The 18,484-nt window shown below is 65.7% G+C and carries 17 protein-coding genes; 11 read left to right on the top strand and 6 right to left on the bottom strand.

What is annotated here, in order from left to right; translation table 11 throughout:
- The 3 genes from GGQ62_RS08925 to GGQ62_RS08915 are packed head-to-tail and all read left to right on the top strand — an operon-like array spanning position 1 to position 3,276.
- Positions 1-984: a glycosyltransferase family 2 protein gene (locus GGQ62_RS08925; protein ID WP_167649552.1), complete on the top strand. Its 984-nt coding sequence runs from the start codon at positions 1-3 to the stop codon at positions 982-984.
- Positions 984-1,988: a glycosyltransferase family 2 protein gene (locus GGQ62_RS08920; RefSeq protein WP_152577639.1), complete on the top strand. Its 1,005-nt coding sequence runs from the start codon at positions 984-986 to the stop codon at positions 1,986-1,988. The genes GGQ62_RS08925 and GGQ62_RS08920 overlap by 1 nt, the downstream gene beginning before the upstream one ends.
- A 10-nt stretch (positions 1,989-1,998) precedes the next feature.
- Positions 1,999-3,276: an outer membrane beta-barrel protein gene (locus GGQ62_RS08915; RefSeq protein ID WP_152577640.1), complete on the top strand. Its 1,278-nt coding sequence runs from the start codon at positions 1,999-2,001 to the stop codon at positions 3,274-3,276.
- Between the two features lie 7 nt (positions 3,277-3,283).
- On the opposite strand, the gene GGQ62_RS08910 is transcribed toward GGQ62_RS08915, so the two are convergent.
- Entirely contained in the window at positions 3,284-4,066 is a 783-nt protein-coding gene (locus GGQ62_RS08910; protein ID WP_167649551.1) for a family 16 glycosylhydrolase, read from the bottom strand.
- A 25-nt stretch (positions 4,067-4,091) separates the two neighbouring features.
- Positions 4,092-6,302 (bottom strand): GumC family protein, encoded by a 2,211-nt coding sequence (locus GGQ62_RS08905; protein WP_243446096.1) that lies wholly within the window; start codon positions 6,300-6,302, stop codon positions 4,092-4,094.
- A 295-nt stretch (positions 6,303-6,597) separates the two neighbouring features.
- Between GGQ62_RS08905 and GGQ62_RS08900 the strand changes: the two genes are divergently transcribed.
- Positions 6,598-7,776 carry a hypothetical protein gene (locus tag GGQ62_RS08900; RefSeq protein ID WP_153401239.1) on the top strand — a complete coding sequence of 393 codons (1,179 nt, stop codon included), beginning with the start codon at positions 6,598-6,600 and terminating at the stop codon, positions 7,774-7,776.
- Positions 7,777-7,826: 50 nt separating this feature from the next.
- Positions 7,827-8,600, top strand: a complete 774-nt coding sequence (locus tag GGQ62_RS08895) for a metallophosphoesterase family protein (RefSeq protein ID WP_152577643.1) — start codon at positions 7,827-7,829, stop codon at positions 8,598-8,600.
- A 7-nt stretch (positions 8,601-8,607) separates the two neighbouring features.
- Here GGQ62_RS08895 and GGQ62_RS08890 read toward each other — a convergent pair whose 3' ends face one another.
- Positions 8,608-9,315: a sugar transferase gene (locus GGQ62_RS08890; protein WP_243446097.1), complete on the bottom strand. Its 708-nt coding sequence runs from the start codon at positions 9,313-9,315 to the stop codon at positions 8,608-8,610.
- A gap of 550 nt (positions 9,316-9,865) precedes the next feature.
- Between GGQ62_RS08890 and GGQ62_RS16385 the strand changes: the two genes are divergently transcribed.
- The 4 genes from GGQ62_RS16385 (at position 9,866) to GGQ62_RS08870 (ending at position 13,361) form a co-directional block, all read left to right on the top strand.
- Positions 9,866-10,432, top strand: coding sequence for a PEP-CTERM sorting domain-containing protein (locus GGQ62_RS16385; protein WP_243446098.1), 567 nt, complete (start codon positions 9,866-9,868; stop codon positions 10,430-10,432).
- A 172-nt stretch (positions 10,433-10,604) separates the two neighbouring features.
- Entirely contained in the window at positions 10,605-11,600 is a 996-nt protein-coding gene (gene xrt, locus GGQ62_RS08880; protein WP_152577644.1) for an exosortase, read from the top strand.
- A complete protein-coding gene (locus tag GGQ62_RS08875; RefSeq protein WP_152577645.1) occupies positions 11,597-12,301 on the top strand; it encodes an exosortase C-terminal domain/associated protein EpsI in 705 nt (234 codons plus the stop codon). Before xrt ends, GGQ62_RS08875 begins: the two co-directional genes overlap by 4 nt.
- On the top strand, positions 12,294-13,361 hold the full coding sequence (locus tag GGQ62_RS08870; RefSeq protein WP_207790559.1) for a glycosyltransferase: 1,068 nt from the start codon (positions 12,294-12,296) through the stop codon (positions 13,359-13,361). Before GGQ62_RS08875 ends, GGQ62_RS08870 begins: the two co-directional genes overlap by 8 nt.
- Here the strand turns inward: GGQ62_RS08870 and GGQ62_RS08865 are convergent.
- Positions 13,334-14,611 carry an O-antigen ligase family protein gene (locus GGQ62_RS08865; protein ID WP_167649550.1) on the bottom strand — a complete coding sequence of 426 codons (1,278 nt, stop codon included), beginning with the start codon at positions 14,609-14,611 and terminating at the stop codon, positions 13,334-13,336. The two genes, GGQ62_RS08870 and GGQ62_RS08865, sit on opposite strands and share 28 nt — an antisense overlap.
- Positions 14,612-14,718: 107 nt before the next feature.
- Between GGQ62_RS08865 and GGQ62_RS08860 the strand changes: the two genes are divergently transcribed.
- Positions 14,719-15,810: a nucleotide-diphospho-sugar transferase gene (locus GGQ62_RS08860; protein ID WP_167649549.1), complete on the top strand. Its 1,092-nt coding sequence runs from the start codon at positions 14,719-14,721 to the stop codon at positions 15,808-15,810.
- A 2-nt stretch (positions 15,811-15,812) separates the two neighbouring features.
- The gene (locus GGQ62_RS08855) at positions 15,813-16,499 is read left to right on the top strand and encodes a class I SAM-dependent methyltransferase (protein WP_194163373.1); all 687 of its coding nucleotides are present in this window, start codon (positions 15,813-15,815) and stop codon (positions 16,497-16,499) included.
- Between the two features lie 44 nt (positions 16,500-16,543).
- On the opposite strand, the gene GGQ62_RS08850 is transcribed toward GGQ62_RS08855, so the two are convergent.
- Together GGQ62_RS08850 and GGQ62_RS08845 are read right to left on the bottom strand one after the other, a co-directional pair.
- Positions 16,544-17,464, bottom strand: coding sequence for a glycosyltransferase family 2 protein (locus GGQ62_RS08850; RefSeq protein ID WP_167649547.1), 921 nt, complete (start codon positions 17,462-17,464; stop codon positions 16,544-16,546).
- Positions 17,461-18,477 (bottom strand): glycosyltransferase family 2 protein, encoded by a 1,017-nt coding sequence (locus GGQ62_RS08845; RefSeq protein WP_153401241.1) that lies wholly within the window; start codon positions 18,475-18,477, stop codon positions 17,461-17,463. The genes GGQ62_RS08850 and GGQ62_RS08845 overlap by 4 nt, the downstream gene beginning before the upstream one ends.
- Positions 18,478-18,484 lie beyond the last annotated feature (7 nt).

Genomic DNA, 18,484 nt, shown 5'->3' with positions numbered 1-18,484 from the left:
TTGAAACTGGCTGTCGTCATTCCGTTCTACCAGCGCCAACCCGGCCTGCTGGGCACGGCGGTGGCGTCGATCGCGGCGCAGCGGCTGCGCGATGATGTGACGATCACGGTCATCATCGTCGATGATGGGTCGCCGGTCAGCGCGGCATCCGAAGCGTTGCCGGACCTGCCCGGGGCAGGCGGGGTGCGGATCATCGCGCGGAGCAATGGCGGGGTCGCATCGGCGCGCAACGCCGGGCTCGACGCGGTCGCGGCCGATACCGACTATGTCGCGTTCCTCGATTCGGATGATCGCTGGCTGCCTGATCATTTGCAGAACGGCGTCGACCTCTTGCGTCAAGGCGCCAGCTTCTACTTCGACAATGGCTATGACACCCAGGGTCGCGATCGCTTCACACGGACGCCCTTCATCCGCGACCATATGGGCTATGCGCCCGAACAACCCCCTTGCGGCCGTGTGTTCGAGGGACGACGGCTGTTTGCGGCGCTGGTGACCGAATGCGTGCCGCACACGTCGCAGGTCATCTATGATTTTCAGGCGCTGGGGCATCACCGCTTCGACGAAAGCCTGCGGATTGCCGGTGAAGACCATCTGTTCTGGCTGACGTTGACACGATCGGCCGCGCTGGTGGGCTATCACACCGGCCTGATGGGCGCGCGCGGCTTCGGCATCTCCATCAATCGCGACGCTTTCGGCTGGGACAAACCCGAAAGCCTGGAGCGCCTGGTCGACGAGATCGGCCTGTACACCAAGATTCGCCGCAACTTTGCGTCGACCGCCGACCAGCGCGCCGCGATCGATGCCAAGCTGGCGCAGGATCACGACCATTTCGTGTTTCTCGCCCTGCGAAACTGCACGCGCAATCCCGGTGCAGTGGCGCGCGCCGTCGGGCGGGCGTCGCGGATCGATGCGGCGCTCTGGCGCCGGGCGCCGGCCTCGCTTCTGCGGTTGCGCACGCATCGCGCCAGCTTCCGGACCGTCTGATGGAGCACGCGGGGGCCTGTCCGAAGGTTGCGGTCATCATCCCCTTCTACCAGGCCACGCATGGCCTGCTCGCAGCGGCCGTCGGCTCCGTCGCGGCCCAGCGGGTCGCCCCCGGAACCGCCATCGACATCATCGTCATCGACGATGGCTCACCGGTCAGCGCGGCGTCGGAAACCCTGGCTGACCTGCCACCGCACTGCCGGCTGCGGGTGATTGCACAGCGCAATGCCGGCGTCGCCGCGGCGCGCAATGCCGGGCTCGACGCGGTATCGTCCGACACACGCTTTGTGGCGTTCCTCGATTCCGACGACATCTGGCTCGATGGTCATCTGGCCGCCGGCCTTGCGGCACTGACCGGCGGCGCCGACCTTTATTTCGACAATACCGACAATTGCGACGGCACCGACCAGCTCAGCTCGTCGAAATATCTGCGGGAGCGGCACGGCCGCCTCGACCCCCGCTCGCCGATTGTCGGCACCATTGAAGGGCGTGCGGCCTTCGACACGATTTTGTCGGAACATATGCCGCAGACGTCGCAGGTGATGTACGACTTCCACCACCATGCCGCCACGCGTTTCGAGGAAGCGCTGAAGCTGGCGAGTGAAGATTACCTGTTCTGGTTGTGCCTCGCCAACCGGTCGCGGCGGCTGAGTTATTGCACCGGCATCATGGGTCGTCGCGGACGCGGCGTCTCGATCTACCGGTCGACCATGTCATGGGACGAGCCGCGGCGGATCGCGCGGGTCGTCGACCAGATCAACATGCGCCGCATCGTCGCCGCGCGGTTCCGGCTCGATGCGCAGCAGGTCAAGCGCGTCGACGACGAGATCGCCGAGCTTTGCGACCATGTGACGTTCCTGGCGGTGCGCAACAGCTATCGCCATCCCCTGACCATTGTTGCCGAACTGCGCCGCCTGACGGGAATGTATCCAGGCTTCTGGCGGCGCGTGCCGGCGGCTATTGTGGGATTGCCGACGATCCGGTCGCGGCTGCTGCAGGGTTGAAGGTGGGGGGATGACGACAGGGCGAATCTGGCGGGCACGGCGGCTGCACCGGGTGACGTTGGCCGCCATCGCCCTGGCGGGGTGGGGCCTGCCATCGGCCGCGGTCGCCCAGTCGGTGCCGCCCGGGCAGGGGGTCGGTGACAGGCCGCGGCCGGGGTTCGATCCGATCGGGGTCGATGTCGGCGGCTTTCAACTCTATCCCAGCCTGCAGGCGGATGTGCGGGCGACCGACAATTTTCGTGCCAGCAACAGCAACCGGCAGGGGGATATCTACCTGGTTGCCACGCCGGCCGCGCGGCTGACCAGCAACTGGTCCCGCCACGCGCTGTCGGCGCAGACCTTTTTCAGCCGCAGCTTTCATGATCGACTGAAGACCGAGGACGTCAGCCAATATGGCGTGTCGGCGCTCGGCACACTCGACATATCGCGCGAGGCACGGATCAGCATCAACGCCGGGGCCGACCGCAAGACCGAGCCGCGCGACAGCCTCGCCAGTTTCCAGGGCACGCCGAGTCCGGTCAGCTACGATATCTACCGTGTCGGCATCTCCGGGGCGCAGGCGTTCAATCGCTTCATTCTCAATGCAAGCGCGGGTGTTGAAAAGCGCGCGTTCAACGATGTCGCGGCCGCCGACGGGACCATCATCGACCAGAGTTTTCGCAATGTCCGCACTGTCACCGCCAGCGCCAGTGCCCAGATGGAGTTGCGCAGCGGGGTCAGCGCACTGGTCAGCGGCCAGTTCGACGACAGCCATTATGAAGCCCAACTTGCACCGGGCCAGCTGCGTCGCGATTCGAGCGGCTACACCGTCCTCGCCGGCGTATCGCTCGAACTCAGCACGCTGGTCTTTGGCCAGCTGCAGGTCGGCATCATCAACCGCAGCTACCGCGACTCGCGACTGCGCGACGTCACCGGGCCATCCTATCGCGCCAATCTGTTGTGGAATGTGACGCCGCTGACCTCGTTACGGCTGACCGGCGCGCGCACCGTGGAAGATGCCGCCTCGACCATCTTCGCCGGCAACACCCGCAGCGACGTCGGCCTGGCGGTCGACCATGAGCTGTACCGCTATGTCATCGTTTCGGCGGACAGCAGCTATTCGCGCTTTTCGGCCAATGGCGTGGGGGCGAAGGGCAGTGAGTTCCAGATCGGGGCAGGCGCGCGCTATCTGTTCGGCCGGCGCTGGTCGGTCAGCGGCCGGATCCGCTACGCCCAGCGGCGGTCGGACGACCAGCGGCTTCGATACCACGCGACCATCGGCATGGTTTCGGCGCAGCTGGCGTTCTGATTGCAGCTCAGCGGCGCTTGCAACTGATCGATTGCTGGAATCGGCACCGTTCGCCCGGGGCGGTGAAGGCCACCCAGTCGACCTCCGCGGTAACCGGAGCCGTCGAGGGGACGAAGGTTCCAAGCCAGTTGCTGTTCTTGTCCGTTCCATTCCAGAGCGTAAGAAAAAATTGCCCCGGAGTCGTGGGCCGTGGCGCAGCGGTCACCCTGCGCACCAGCCGGCCGTCGATATACCAGGTCAGCGCTGTCGGGGTCCATTCAAAGGCATAGGTGTGAAAGGCCGCCGATGCATTGCTGCCAACGCTGGCAATCGATTCATGGCCGCCGCGACCCGCGACATAATAGTTGAGCTGCACGTCGCGCGGCGACTTGCCGAGGAACTCGAAGTCGATCTCGTCGTGAATGGGAGTCAGCGGCCGCCCCGAATAGGTGAACATCGCGGTGTTGAGCCCGGCGCCGGCTGCGGTGCGCATCGACACTTCGTAAAGGCCATAGCCATGGCTGCCATGGGTCCGGATTTCGGCACATTTATAGGCACGCAACGGGTTGGGTGCCTTGGTCAGTTTCATCTGCAGGATGCCGTTGCGGATGACCAGATTGGACTTCGCCCAGGTGCAACCATGCCAGTTGCCGTTGACCCAGCCATCGGAGATATACCAGCGGCTGTTGTCGATCCTGTCGAACGGATCGAAGAAGGACGCCGCCTGCCCCAGCGCCGGTGTGGCCGCAAGCAGGACGGCGGTTGCCGCCACAGAATACACGCAGGCAAATACCGGTGCGGTCTTTTGCATGTCATTCTCCCAGGCTGGACTGGCTTCAGTTGGTATAATAGCCTTTGAACTTGCCATAGTAACTATAGATATCTTCGTGTCCGGTGCTGGCATATTTGCGGATATCGACAAGGGTAAGGGCAACGCCGGCGACCTTGGCATCGGCGGCGATGAGCATGTCGAGCGCGGTGTCGACCGTCCGCAGCGAGGTCTTCTGCCAGCGGGCCAGCAGCATGACGGTGTCGGCATGGGCCGCAACGATGCGGGCATCCGCCAGGCCGATGACCGGCGGCGTGTCCATGACGACATATTCGAAACGCGCCCGCAGCGCCGCCAGCAGGTCGCCCAACGCATCGGTGGCGAGAAGGTCGCGCGGGTCCTGGCTATCGGATGACACGCCCAGAATGACCAGATCGGTATCGCGGTCCTTGACGAGCGCCGAGTCGAGCGACGCGTCGCCGGCAATGACATCGAGCAACAGGCCGGGCCGGTCACCGAGCAGGATGTCGCTGGCCGAATGGCGCCGCACGTCGCAATCGACCAGCACCGTGCTGGCGCCCGACAACGCCAGCGTTCGCGCCAGGCAGATCGCGGTGGTGGTCTTGCCTTCGCGCGGAAGCGCGGAAACGACGGCAATGATCTTGGGACGGCGCCGACCGCGCAAGGTCAGGGAGGCACGCAGGCCGCGCAGCGCTTCGGCAAAGATCGACTGGGGATGCGAGACGATATAATCCTGTGCGGCGTCGAGCTGGCGCAGGTTGGGAAGCGTCGAGCCGAGGTCGGGCACGGCGCCGAGGTAGCGCGCGCCGAGTCGGCGTTCGACGTCCTGCTTGGTGCGGATGCCGCCGTCGACAAATTCTGCCAGCGCCACCGCCATCAGGCCGAACACCAGCGCGAACACCGCGCCCATTGCAGCCAGCAGCCGGACATTGGGGGCGCTGGGCACGATCGGGATGAGTGCAGGCGATGCGATCGAAGCGCGCGGCTGGTCGATCCCCGCACGTGCAGCGGCACCGATCGATTTGTTGAGAAAGGCCTGGTAGATCGCACGCGCGGCGATCGCCTTGCGATCGAGTTCCAGATAGCCGACTTGCGCCGCGGCATTGCCGGCCAGCTTCGCCTGCGAGGCGCGCTGGCTGGCCAGCAGAGATTCGACCCCCGATGCCGCGACCTGCACCTCGGCTTGCAGGCTGGACAGGATGCGATCGATTTCCAGCTGGATCTGGCGCTGGATCGACGTGAGTCGCTCCTCCTCCTGCGCGATCGATGGGTGGCGCGATCCGTAGCGTGCCCGCAGTTGCGCCATGTTGCGGCTGCTGTCGGCCTCCTGCGCGCGCAGGGCGCCGATCGTGCCGGAATTGAGCGCCGTTGCGACATCACCGCCGCCGCCGCCATGTTCCAGCTGCCGCCGCGCCGCCGCAAGCCGGCCGCGGCGCTCCGCCAGCGTCGCCTTCGCGCCGGCGAGTTGCTGGTTGAGCACCGAGGTTTCCTGCTCGGCCGTGGTCGCGCCCTGGGCGCTCATCAGCCCATTGGCGATCTTGTACTGCTGGAGCGCAGCATCGGCGCGTTCGGCATCGACGCGGAGTTCGGCAAGGCGGCTGTTGATCTGGACGGTCGACAATTTGTCGGCACTGTCCTTGGCGGCACGAATCGAATCGAGATAGGCCTTGGCAAAGGCATTGGCGATGCGTGCTGCCTGGGTCGCGGACTGTGACGTCGCCGCGATTTCGACGACCGAGGTCCGGCCGGCGCGGCGGACGACCACGGCGCGACGCAACGCTTCGGCGCTGGCGACGAGCCGTGCCTGCGCCTGTTCGGCACTTGTCCCATTTGCTGGAGGCAGGCCGCCGGAGAATTCCGGGTCGTCGGTGAGACCGAGGGCGGTGACGACCGAAGCTGCCATGCGCGGCGAGTCGATGACCACGATCTGCGTGTCGATATAGTCCGAACTCGGCAGGACCTCCGTCGACGGGGAGTTCGTCTGCTGGATGGGGTCTGCGCCTCTCGGCTCGATGAGCACGCTGGCGGTTGCCGAATAATGTTTGGGGGCGAGCGCGATATAGGTCGCCACGGCAGCGATGATGATTGCTGCGACCAGCAGAAAAACCCAGATGCGCCGGCGGAAGATCGCCCAAAGCACGCGCAGGTCCGGGAACAGGCGGCTCGAATCGGCCCCCGCGTCCGATGTGCCGAACGGCACTGCCTTGCCCTGGCCGGCGTTGAAGCCGTCGTGCATCACAGGATCGCCGATCGTCATGGCTTTGCCCCCCCGGCTCGAACAACGGCAACATTTGCGGGCGTTCTAGCCCCTGCGTGGTAAAACCTTTACGATACGTTATTCGCATTCGACTCGGTTGCTTACAAGTCGTTATGCTTGGGTACGGAGAACAATCGCGATCGATTCCGCTGTCACCGACCTGCCTAGTCGCGACATCGGACTCAGTATTTCCCGAAAGGGCGGCAAGTGCTCGGGGTGGGGGCAGGATTTGGATACTGTTGATACGGCCGTTCGACAGCAAGGCCCATGGTTTGACGGTGTCGCACCGCTGCGTTTGAGCGTGGTCGCCGTGCTGTTCGCCTATCAGGGCCTGGAAGTCAGCACGAGCTACGGCCGATTCGCCAACACGCCGATCTGGATCCTGCCGGCGTTGCTGGTGCCGGCATTGTTTGCCATTGCCGGTTTCCTGCTGGCGCGGAGCCTTGATCGGGGTGACTTTCGAGACTTTTGGCGCCGCCGCCTGTTGCGGAGTTGGCCGACTCTTGCCTTTGCGGTGGTGGCAACGGCGCTGGTGATCGGTCCGCTGGCGACCCGGTCGAGCCTCGCGCGCTATTTCAGCGACCGCGACCTGGCGCTCTATTTCCTCAATCTTGTCGCCATTCCTTTCGACCGGCTGCCCGAGGTGTTCACCACCAACCCGGTCGGCAGTGTCAACGATATCCTCAGGGTCGTGCCTTTCGCGCTGGTCGGATCGATCATCCTGGCCGTGTCGTCGCTGCGGCCGCGCTGGGGGACAGCTGTTCCGGCTATAGCGATCGGGGTGGCGACGGCCGTGGCCCTGCTGCTGCCGGTCTTGGCGGCTTCGCTTCCGGCCAACCTGCCGGTGGTTCAGGCCGCCCTTAATGGCTGGCCGCTGACGGCGTTCCTGTGCCTGTTGCTCGGTGCGCTGGCCTGGCGCCAGCGCCGCCGGCTTGTGCTGCACAAGGTGCTGGCGGCCGCGGCGGCAATGCTGTTGCTTGTCGTGGCGGTTGCGGGGCGTCGCGACTGGAACGGTATTGCCGCTTTCCATCTATTGATCGCCTTGCCGCTGACCTATCTGGTGGTGACGCTCGCCCTGGCGCGGCTGCCGTTTGCCGGGCCGGCCGCGGCCGTGCACAAATATCTTGCCGGATTCGTCCTGATGGCCTGGCCGGTGCAGCAGCTGGTCATATCGAGCCGGCTGGTCGGGGAGGGTTTCTTTGCAAGCACCGTGGCCAGTCTGCCGCTGGCGGTGCTGCTTGCCGTTGCCGGTTGGCACGGCGTGCAAAAACCGCTGTTTCGGCGGTCGGGCGGGATCGAAGGCAACAGCGGCCTCGCGATCCGGGCGGCGCGACCGCTCACCCTCGCCGGCATCTGGCAGCGCAGCGCCGAACGCGCGCCGGAACTGGCCATGTGGGTCGCCTTTCTGCTGGCGGCGATGGCAGCGATGGCGATGACCATGGTTGCCTTCAGTCCGGAAAGCGGCGGGGTCTGATCGGGCGCGGCACAGACATGTCGCGCGATCCGTGCTAGCGAAGACGATCGATGCCCCGATTGTTCCGCCCCAAACGCGCAACCAAGCCGCGACTGCCGGCCGGTGAACGCATCTATGCGATCGGCGATGTCCATGGCCGGCTCGATCTCCTTTACGCACTGCTGACCAGAATCAGTGCCGATGTCGCCGCGCGTCCGGCCATGCGCACCCGCTATGTGATCCTGGGCGATATCATCGATCGTGGACCGAAGTCGCGCGACCTGATGGAACTGCTGGCCGGTCTCGATATGCCCAATTTTCTTGTCCTCAAGGGCAATCACGAAGCAGCGCTCCTCGATGTGCGACATGGCGACCATGACGCAGCAAGGCTGTGGGTGACATTCGGCGGGCTGGCGACGCTGGCCAGTTTTGGCGTCGATATCGCGGCGCTCGATCCCGACGATTCGGACGCGATCATCGCGACGGTCCGCCGGGTCATTCCCGACTCGCTGGCACAATGGCTGGAGGCGCTGCCGGTGTCGTTGACGGTCGGCGATTATTTCTTCGTCCACGCCGGTGTGCGACCCGGCGTCCCTATCGCCCGCCAGTCGGAAGACGACCTGCTGTGGATTCGTGATCCGTTTCTGTCCAGCACTGCCGACCATGGTCTGATGATCGTGCATGGGCACAGTATTCACCAGGCCGGGATCGATTTCGCTGCAAACCGGATCGGTGTCGATACCGGCGCCTACCGCACCGGGCGACTATCGGCGGTTGGGCTGGAAGGTGACCAGGTCTGGTCGCTGCACACCGGGGACGATGCCGGCGGCGAACGCCACGGCTGACACGGCGTCAGCAGGCACCGCGGCCAAGGATGACGGCCGGTATGGTGCAGGCGATGATGCGCAGATCGACGGCGGGTGATTTGGCGCGGCTGTAGACGATGTCGCACGCGATGCGGCGACGATAGGTCGTCGCGCTGCGCCCCTGCACCTGCCACAGCCCGGTAATTCCGGGTCGCACCGCGCAATAGGCGCCGATATAGCGGCCATAACGGGCGATTTCGGCGGGCACGATCGGGCGGGGTCCGACGATCGCCATGTCCCCGGCCAGCACATTGAAAAGCTGCGGCAGCTCGTCGAGGCTGGTCTTGCGCAGGAAGCTGCCGGCCCCGATGATGCGCGGGTCGTTCTGCAGCTTGTGATTGCGTTGCCATTCTTCGCGGGCGGCGGGACACGTCGCCAGCAGCGTATCGAGCACTTCGGCGGCATCGGTGCGCATGGTGCGGAACTTCAGGCAGCTGAACAGGGCGCCGTCCCGGCCGATCCGCTGCTGCCGGAACAGCACCGGACCGTTGTTCGATGCCGCAACGGCAAGCGCGCAGATCAGCATGATCGGCGCGAACACCACCAGCGCGGCAATGGCGATGACGATATCGAGCGCGCGACTGACGGGCGCATCGGCAGCTGGCGTGGGTGCGAGGGGGGCGGGCGCCGGCCACGTCGTGGTGCTGCCGTGGAAGATGTTGCCCATGCGCGCGGCAGACGGTTCGAACGACATCGCAGTATCAAAAGATTTCGAGAAATCCTGCAACATCTTCTCTGCCCCCTGTGTCGTCATCGCGGGCGACCCGTGATGGCGCGGAAACGATGCATTGAAATGGCCCCAATTCAATGCTTCGTTAATTGCATCCTTCTCATATGACAGTAAAAGCTACAATATGATCGGATGGAGCTGCCGCTATTGCGCAGTCATTGCCAGTTACCACCTTGTTGATAGTCGAAGCGATCATTAGGTATTATTTCGAGATAATCCGGATGAGGTATCTCATCGGCGCGATTGACTTGACATAAGGGAATCTTTAACCGTTTAGTCCAGTCCGCAGTTCCGGCATTGGTGTTGGGAAGGGGGCTGACCGGGGGAAGACGCCCAGGGAGAATGCACTGTCCGCGCTCCGTCTCGTCGCGAGCGTTCACTTCAATCAGGGAGCGTACCAATGTTGAAGAAACTGCCTATCCTCATGGCTTTAGCGGGCGCGGCGCTGGTTAGCGCTGCGCCGGCCAATGCACTGTCGATCACATGGAACCAGGGAGCTGCTGCCACCAACTTGATGGGCACGACTCTTTTCGAAGACTTCGAAAGCTATGCCGTGGGTGCTTCCTATGGCGGCGGCGCGCAGGTCTTCGCTCCGCCGTCGACCCCCGGCTTTGCCGCCGTTCCGGCTTTCGGGAGTTCGGACAACTATCTGGGGGTGCAGAACAACCTCAACCCCGCAGGCAACGTTGTCTCGTCGGCGACCATCGGGATCCCGGGCATGCAGGTCCTGTCGTTCGTGATCGGGTCGCTCGATACCTACAATCAGGTCATCCTGCACTTCGCGTCGGGTGGCTCGATGCAGCTCGATGGCTATCAGATCGTCGGCCAAGGCCCGAATTTCCTCGACGGGATCAGCGGTGACCAGCTTATCGCTGCGACCAATGGCCGGGTCTTCTTCGACACCCAGGGTCTCGACACGATCACCGGCTTCGAGCTGCGGTCGCTCGGTGCCAATGCGTTCGAGATCGACAACATCTCGATCGCGGCGCCGGAACCGGCGACCTGGGGCATGATGATCCTCGCTGCCGGCATGGCCGGTGTCGCGCTGCGGCGTCGCCGCACGCGTCCGGCGATGGCCTGAGCCTTGGTCCAGAGTTGCGGGCGCGTCCGTAGCGGACGTGTCTGCAACTCTGGATGAGGCAGCCTACGGGTGCCGCCGGCGTTTTGCGCCGGCGGCATTCGTGTCTGGAGTTAGCATCGCCGAAAGCGGCGGATGCGTAGGGCGGGCGTTACCATCGGGCGGGGCGGGCGGCATGTGGAACGGTTTCAATGTTGCAGCCAATGGCGCGGCCGGATCGGCCGTCGCGACAGCGGCTGTCACAACAACGGCTGTCGACGGCGTCGCCGCCAAGGCCGATGGAAGTGTCTCGACCACCGAAAGGCGCGGATCGGCGGCCCAAGTCTGGGCCGACTGGCGATGGGCGCTGCCGCTTGCAATCGGTTTCGGCGTCATGGCGCTGGCAACGTTCCAGGGCATCGCCCGGCAATCCTGGTCGACCGAACAAGGCGCCCATGGGCCCATCGTGCTGGCGCTCGGCGTCTGGCTGATGGTGCGCAGCTGGCCGGCGATGGCGGCGCAGGCCCGGCCCGGTCGACCGCTTTTCGGTGCATTGCTGCTGGTTCCGGCGTTGGTGCTTTATGCCTGCGCCCGCGTGGTCGGCAGCATCGTGATCGAAAGCGGTGCGTTGTATCTCGTGCTGCTGGCGACACTCTATCTTTTCATCGGCGCGCGGGCGATGCGCGTCGGCTGGTTTCCGATCGCCTATCTGTTGTTCCTGCTGCCGCCGCCGGGCAGTTTCGTGGCTGCGGCGACCCAGCCCTTACGGCTCCAGCTTTCCGAACTGGCGGTGTGGGGGCTGTCGAAGTTCGACTATCCGGTGGCGCGATCGGGGTTGAATATTTTCGTCGACCAGTATCGGCTCGGCGTGAAGTCGGCGTGTGGCGGTCTCAACTCCATGATCAGTCTGACGGCGATGGGCTTGTTCTACGCGCATCTGCGGCAGCATCGCGGGTTTGCCTATAATTTGGTCTTCTTCTTCGGCATCATCGCGATGGCCATTCTCGCAAATCTGGTGCGGGTGGCGCTGTTGATTCTCATCACCTATCATCTCGGTCAGGCTGCGGCGGAAGGCTATCTTCATCAATTTGCCGGGCTGACGATGTTTGCGGTGGCGATGGGGGGCGTCTTGCTGCTCGATGAGGTGATGTCGCGAGTCTGGCCGGCGCCGGCGACGGCGGCTGCGGCATGACGGAATTCGGCCCAGCGTTGTCGCGACGCGCGCTTGTTGTCGGTGCCGCCATGGCCTCCACCGCGGCGGTCGCCTATGCCGCGGTGCCGCGGCGATCGGGGAATCGGCTGGTCAAACATCGACTCGAAGACCTGATCGCGCCGCAGATCGCCGATTGGCGCTGGGTGTCAAACAAGGGCGTCGTCACCACCACCGAAACCAGCGACAATGACGGCTATGACCAGCAACTGATGCGAGTCTATGCGGCGCCCGACCTGCCGCGCATCATGTTGCTGATTGCCTATGGCAGCACCCAGGGCGGCAGCCTGCAACTGCACCGTCCCGAAACCTGTTATCCCGGGCAGGGGTTCCGGCTTGCCGATTTCCGCGATCTCGATCTGGCGCTTGGGGTACCTGCGGTTCCGGTCCAGGCGCGGGCGTTTACAGCGCGGCGCGACGATCGCATCGAACGGTTGCTGTACTGGACGCGGGTCGCTGCGGCCTTCCCGCGCAACACGGCGGAGGAATATCGTGCGATCCTGGCCAGCGTCGTGACTGGCACGGTTCCCGACGGCATCTTGGTCCGCGTGTCGACCCTGGGGGATACCGACGCGACGGCCGACCAGGCGCTTGCCAGGTTCGCTGGTGCTATGGTGACAGCGGCGCCACCACTGGCGCGGGCCCTGCTGGTCGGCGGCGCGCCGACAGGCCAGCGTGGCTGAAGCGGCCATGGCCGACGCCGCGATGGCCGCGTCGCATGCGGCGTCCCTGCATCGGACGCGCCGCGGCCCGCTCGTCCTGCTGTTCTATGACGGCTTTGAATGGCGCGCCCGGCCCGGTGCCATCGGCGGGTCGCTGGCGCAGGCGCGGCGCTTTGCACGCTTTGCCTATCGATCGGCGCGGCGTCGGCAGGTACGGACCGGGTTCTACACGGCCTTTGTCGCGTTGCGGACGGCGCTGGAGCGTCACGGCTGCGACGTCCGGGTAAATGATTTCGCCACGGCCGCTGCGATGCCGGACTATCCCATCGGCCTCGCCGGCTACCCGGACGTGCTCGACGCCGTTCGGCTGCCCAACCCGGTGCTGTTCGGCCCGGGTGACTTCGGCCCGCCGGGCGATGCCGTCGCGGTCGCGGCACAGGAGCGCATTCGCTTGCTGATCCAGCCGTCGGACTGGTTCGCCGATTATTACCGCCCCTCGTGCGGCGACAAGATGGTGACCTGGTTCGCCGGCATCGACATCGACCGCTGGCAACCTGCGCCCAAGGCGTCCAAGTCGATCGACGTGCTGATCTACGACAAGATCCGCTGGCACCGCGATACCCAGGTGCCGCAGGTCCGCGACCGGCTATGTGCCCATCTCGATGCGCGCGGCCTGCGCTATCGGATCCTGCGCTATGGCGAACACCATCAGGGCATGTTCGCCGATGGCTTGCGCAATGCGCGCAGCCTTGCCTTTCTGTGCGAGCATGAAACCCAGGGATTGGCGTACCAGGAGGCGCTGGCGGCAGGCGTGCCCGTCTTCGCCTGGGACGAGGAGGAATTCGTCGACCCGCATCTGTCGCGGGACGCCCCCGCCGGGCTCGCCGTCAGCTCGGTGCCCTATTTCGATGGTCGTTGCGGACGGCGGTTTCGCGTGTCCGAACTGGAACCCCAGTTCGACCTGTTCTGGTCACAGCGGGCCAGCTATCGGCCACGCGATTATGTTCGGGATGCGCTGTCGCTGCACCGGTCGGCGCAGGCGTATCTGGCGCTTTATGCCCGGGCCGGGGCGCGCGGTTGACGACCGTCCATCCGGCGCCGGCGCGCCGGCAATGCGCCGCGGTCCGCACTCGGCCCGGCGCGGTCGCGGCGCCGATCGACCCGTTTGCGGTCGGGTGCACGCGCATAAACGACGGTGGCAAGGCAGAACACCGTGACGGCGCTGAACGGGGCGATCATGCCGGTTTCCGTCAGCGAACGCGCATAGGTCACCGCCAGAAAGGCAAGGAAGAAGGCCATCGGCACCGTCGGCCGGGTAAATTGCCGATAGCAGGCAACACCTGCGATGCCGATGCACATTGCCACCAATATGCCCAGGCCGACCCAGCCGAGGTCGACCTGCATTTCGATGAAGGCGTTGTGAAAGTTGAAGCCGGACCGGCTGGCAATGCCGCCCCAGCGCCACAAGCCTTCGGCGCCGAGGTTGCCGTGCCGCCAAAAGGCATAATAGCCGCCGCCCAGCCACGGCCGTTCGCGATTGAGCTGATCGGCATATTCCCACAAATATGTGCGGCCGGTCAGCGTCGCGTCCTTTTTGAGCACATTCTCCCGAAACGCGGCGATTGCGGCTTCGATATCGCTGAGAAAAATGCTGCCGATCACCAAGGCAACGATCAGCAGCAGCAGCACGATCAGACGGCCGCGCTGCGACAGGCGGCCGAGCAGCATCAGCGCCGGAAAGGCGATGAAAGTGATGCCGACGGACGCGACAGCGCCGGCCGAATTGCTGAGAACCAGCAAACCCAGGCCGAGCGGGACGGCGGCGGCCGCGACAAAGCGCGCGATCGACGGTTGCTGGCGGTCGAAGATCACCGCCAGCGCCAGGGCGACCAGAAGATGCGCCGAGAACCCCATCTGGTTTTTCGAATCGAACGGGCCAAGCAGCGGCGTGCCGCCGGCAAGGCTGGCCGGCACCGACGGCAGCGCGATGAGGGCGAGCACCCCATAGCCGATGAACAGGGTCAAGATGGCGTGATCGGCTGCGAGACGGCGACAGACCATGATGGCCGCAATGCAGGTCAGCATGAACTGCAGCGCCGCGCGCATCGTCCGTTCCGGGGCATCGGACCACAGCGTCGAAGCGATCGCGACGAGCGGCAGCACCAGCAATGGCCAGAATTTCAGCAGGTCGCGCGCCGCGGCCAGTGGCCGGAATGCGACCAGCAGCAAGGCTGCGAAGATGAAGACGCCCGCGGCCGGAGTGCCGAAAATGCCGGTTCCGACGATGGCCAGCAGCGCCGCCACGGCAATCGGCGCTTCGAAACGCTGCAATGTGTCGCCTACCGAAAGGCTGTTCCGGCGCGGTCGTTCGAATGAGTCGTCAACGAAGGAACCGCGGCCGCCCGGCATCTGGAAGGAACCCCTTGTGCTGCTGAAACATGCTCGGAATCTGCGCGATGTGCAATGACGCGGACGCCTCGCGCGGCGCTGCCGCGACTGCGCAGAGCGATCCCGCGGCCGCGCCGCTGGTGTGCTGCATCGCCGAGGACCGGGTTTCGTGCGAGCCGGCGTTGCGCATCCTTGTCGCCAGCCTGGCGGAACATTGCCCCGGCACCCGCGCCCATTTGTTCTGCCCCAATGCCAGCCCGGACTTCGTGCAGTGGCTCGCACGGTTTCCAGATGCGATGCTCGCCGATACCCCGCTCGATGGCGTGTGGACCAAATATGACATCAAGCCGCTGGCGCTGCGCACGATGCTGCGGAACGGCTTCGACAATATTCTCTGGATCGATTCCGACATTCTCATCGCCGCCGATTTCCGGCCGTTGTTCGCAGGGCTGTCTGCCGACACCATCGCCGTCACGGAGGAGGCGCTTTGCAGCGGTTACGCCGATCCCGACGGACTGCGGGCCCGGCTGTGGGGCATGACCGTCGGCCGCAGCCTGCCGTTCACGGCCAATACCGGGGTCATTCGGGTCACGTCCCGCCACATCGGCCTGCTTGAAAAGTGGCAGGCGCTGCTCGAAAGTCCGGACTATCGCGCCGCCCAGGCGCTGCCGTGGACCGAACGCGGCCTTCACATGATGGGTGACCAAGAGGTTTTGACCGCCTTGCTGGCGAGTGCCGAGTTTGCCCATTTCCCGATCCGCTTTCTCGCGCGCGGTGACGACATCATCCAGTTCTTCGGGACGTCGGGCTATACGGTGGCCGAACGGCTGGCGCATCTGCGCCACGGCATGCCGCCCTTTGTCCATTCGCAGGGGTTCCGGCCGTGGTGGCCGCGTGACGCTGCCGGCAAATCGGTGCGCAAGCGGTTCCTTGCCGTCTACAACGATCTGTCGCCCTACACTGCGCTTGCCAGGCATTATGCCGGCGAGCTTGCCGACCCGGCATGGCTGGCACCGCAGTCCCGAGTCGCGGCGGCCATGCGACGTCTGGTCGGGGACAGCGCACCGCTTGGCGGGCTGCCGCTGGCGGTGCCGGCCGACATCATGCGCCTCTTGAAGGGCGCCGTGGCGCGGAGTGCTTGACCATGCCGGGTATCGAACAGGCCAGGCTTGCCGCCGCCGTCCAGTCGGGCGGAACGTCGAGCAGCGACATTCACCGGGTGGCGCTTGCCGCAGCTTGCCAGGCGTGCCCGGCGGCGGCGCATGTTCTCGATTTCGGGTCGGGCAGCGGCAGCTTCCTGCCAAGCCTGCGCGCGGCCTTTCCAGCCGCCGCGATTGCCGCTGCCGACATCATGGCGCGTCCGCCGGGCGTTGCCGCCGATGTTGAATGGCATCGGGGCGACCTGAATGCCGACCTGCCGCTAGGCCCTGACATGTTCGACCTGATTGTCGCCATCGAAGTGATCGAGCACCTGGAAAACCCGCGGGCGATGCTGCGCGAGATCCACCGGTTGTTGCGTCCGGGCGGAACTGCCGTGCTGACGACTCCCAACACCGGCAGCTACCGGTCGATCCTCACGATGGCCGCACGCGGCCATCACGCCCAGTTCGACGACAGCAATTATCCGGCGCACATCACCCCGGTCAGCGAAGTCGATTTCGATCGCGCCGGGCGCGAGGCGGGCTTTGATCGCCTGCACTTCTTCTACACCGATGCGGGCACGATTCCCAAGCTGTTGCACACCCGCTGGCAGTCGCTCCCGGTCGTCGGACGCACCCTGGTCGGCCGCCGGTACAGCGACAATTTCGGTGTCGTGTTCAAAAAGCGCTAGGGTTTCGGGTCGCTGGACGGTCGTCCCGGCCAGTGGCAAGCGGCCTAGCCCGGCTCGCCTGCCGCTCTGCCCGGCGCGCGAACGGCATATTCGCGATAGGGCGCCTGGCCGAGCATCGAGGCGATGACACCGGCATGCAGCATGCCGCGCAGCACCGCCGCCGCCGCCCGGTCGGGCCGTGGCAGTGACGCCACCCCCAGGGCGAAACAGGCGAGGGCCTTGGGCAGAGCGGTCATGCCGGCAAGCGGGCCATTGCCCTGCCGCTGAAGCAGCAGATAATGGATCTGGCCGGAGCGAAAGCGGCGCAACGCCAGCCAGCGCAGCCCGGCGCGGGCGATCGGCGTGTCTTCATGCACGATCGCCGCCGGCGCATAGCCGAAGCGCGCGCCGGCACGATGGGCATCGAAAAAGAACATCGTGTCCTCGCCGCCGGTCTCGCCGAGCGCCGTGGCAAAGCGCAGCTTTCGGGCAGCGACAAAGCGCCGGTTGATCAGCACGTTCGCGGTATAGCCGTTCCACGCGGCGTCATTGCCGGCCATGCGGTTGCTGTGGAAATCACCGCGCACCACCCAGCGCGGTGTCGCCGGATCGGGATAGCGCGCCTGGGAGACGCCGAAAACGATATCGGCGTCGCCGCGTGCGGCCAGCAGCGCCGCAACCCATTCGGGCGTCGCGACCTCGTCATCGTCGATGAACGCCAGCCAATCGGCATCGGCGGCATCGAGGCAGGCATTGCGCGCCACCGAGATGTTGCGCGCAGGCGCATGGATGTAGCGAAGGTCGAGCCCGAGCCCCTCTGCCGCGGCGATGATGTCGGCCTTTCGGGTCGCCGTGTCGTCATTGTCGGCAACGAGCGCCCGTAGCTGGATGCCGGGCGGCAACGCCTGCGCCGCCAGCGATGCCAGCGTTTGCGTCAGCGACGCGCGCCGGAAGGTGCAGACGCAGATGTCGATCCGCGTGGTCATGCGTCCACTCCGAAGGGACGCAGCGCTGCCAGCGCCGCCGCTGTCGCCGGCGCGGGTGGCGGCGGCTGTCGCGGCCGGTCGGGACGGAACCGGGCGAGGAACCGGTCGCGTGCGGCCCGGATGGGCATGTGCAGCAGCACGACGGCGGCGGGATCGGCAACCGCGATCCCGGCGGCCGCAGCCAGCCGCCGGTCCTTTAGCGCCTGGACCAGCGCTGCAAAGGCGCGCGCCTTCCGAAAGGCGCGACGCCGCCGCGCCAGCGCCGCGCGAATCTCGGCAGCCCGGCCGACGCCGGCGGCTTCGTGGCGCTCGCCCGCCGCCAGCATGGCCTCGGCATTGGCGAGCGACAGCCGGTGCGACGTCGATCCGGCGTGGCGACGATAGCCATAGCCCGGGGTCGGCTCGAACCAATAGCGCAGGTCGGCGAGCAGCGCCCTGACGATGAGATCGTCGTCCTCGGCAATGCGCAGACGCTCGTCATAGCCGATGTCGGCCGCCCGCAACCGGTCGACGCGGATCAGCGGCTTGAGATAGCCGAGGTTGGGGCCATCACCGTAAATGGCCGTTCGGCGCAGATAGTCGACCGCTGTGATCCAGCCAGGCGGGGTGGCGCGATCGAGGAAGACATCGGCTTGGCCGTCACCGAACACCAGCAAATTGTCGGCGACGATATCGGCATCGACGCGGGTGCCCGCCGCGGTCAACATCTCCAGCCGTGACGCGATCATCACATCGTCGCTGTCCAGAACGGCAAGCCAGCGGCCGCGTGCCAGCTCCAGCGCCCGGTTGCGCGCCGCCGCCGGACCGGCGTTCCGCGCCAACCGATCGACACGGACCCGGGCGTCGCCGGCCTGCAGCCGCATTGCAACGACCAGCGTATCGTCGGTCGATCCGTCATCGACGATGATCACCTCGATTGCCGTCAGCGTCTGTGCCAGCGCCGATTGCACTGCCGATTCCAGATATCGCCCTGCGTTGAACGCCGGGATGACAACGGAAACCAGCGGGCCCAAGGCCGGC

The organism is Polymorphobacter fuscus, assembly GCF_011927825.1.
Classification (GTDB): Bacteria; Pseudomonadota; Alphaproteobacteria; order Sphingomonadales; family Sphingomonadaceae; genus Sandarakinorhabdus; species Sandarakinorhabdus fusca.
Note: the sequence above shows the minus strand (reverse complement) of the source record. Positions and strands in the feature narration are given on the sequence as shown.

What these genes read in the sequence shown, in the direction of transcription:
- GGQ62_RS08920 (WP_152577639.1), top strand. Translation starts at nt 984, where the DNA reads ATGGAGCACGCGGGGGCCTGTCCGAAGGTTGCGGTCATCATCCCCTTC.
- GGQ62_RS08915 (WP_152577640.1), top strand. Translation starts at nt 1,999, where the DNA reads ATGACGACAGGGCGAATCTGGCGGGCACGGCGGCTGCACCGGGTGACG.
- GGQ62_RS08910 (WP_167649551.1), bottom strand. Translation starts at nt 4,066, where the DNA reads ATGCAAAAGACCGCACCGGTATTTGCCTGCGTGTATTCTGTGGCGGCA.
- GGQ62_RS08905 (WP_243446096.1), bottom strand. Translation starts at nt 6,302, where the DNA reads ATGACGATCGGCGATCCTGTGATGCACGACGGCTTCAACGCCGGCCAG.
- GGQ62_RS08895 (WP_152577643.1), top strand. Translation starts at nt 7,827, where the DNA reads ATGCCCCGATTGTTCCGCCCCAAACGCGCAACCAAGCCGCGACTGCCG.
- GGQ62_RS08890 (WP_243446097.1), bottom strand. Translation starts at nt 9,315, where the DNA reads ATGTCGTTCGAACCGTCTGCCGCGCGCATGGGCAACATCTTCCACGGC.
- GGQ62_RS16385 (WP_243446098.1), top strand. Translation starts at nt 9,866, where the DNA reads ATGGGCACGACTCTTTTCGAAGACTTCGAAAGCTATGCCGTGGGTGCT.
- xrt (WP_152577644.1), top strand. Translation starts at nt 10,605, where the DNA reads ATGTGGAACGGTTTCAATGTTGCAGCCAATGGCGCGGCCGGATCGGCC.
- GGQ62_RS08875 (WP_152577645.1), top strand. Translation starts at nt 11,597, where the DNA reads ATGACGGAATTCGGCCCAGCGTTGTCGCGACGCGCGCTTGTTGTCGGT.
- GGQ62_RS08860 (WP_167649549.1), top strand. Translation starts at nt 14,719, where the DNA reads ATGCTCGGAATCTGCGCGATGTGCAATGACGCGGACGCCTCGCGCGGC.
- GGQ62_RS08855 (WP_194163373.1), top strand. Translation starts at nt 15,813, where the DNA reads ATGCCGGGTATCGAACAGGCCAGGCTTGCCGCCGCCGTCCAGTCGGGC.
- GGQ62_RS08850 (WP_167649547.1), bottom strand. Translation starts at nt 17,464, where the DNA reads ATGACCACGCGGATCGACATCTGCGTCTGCACCTTCCGGCGCGCGTCG.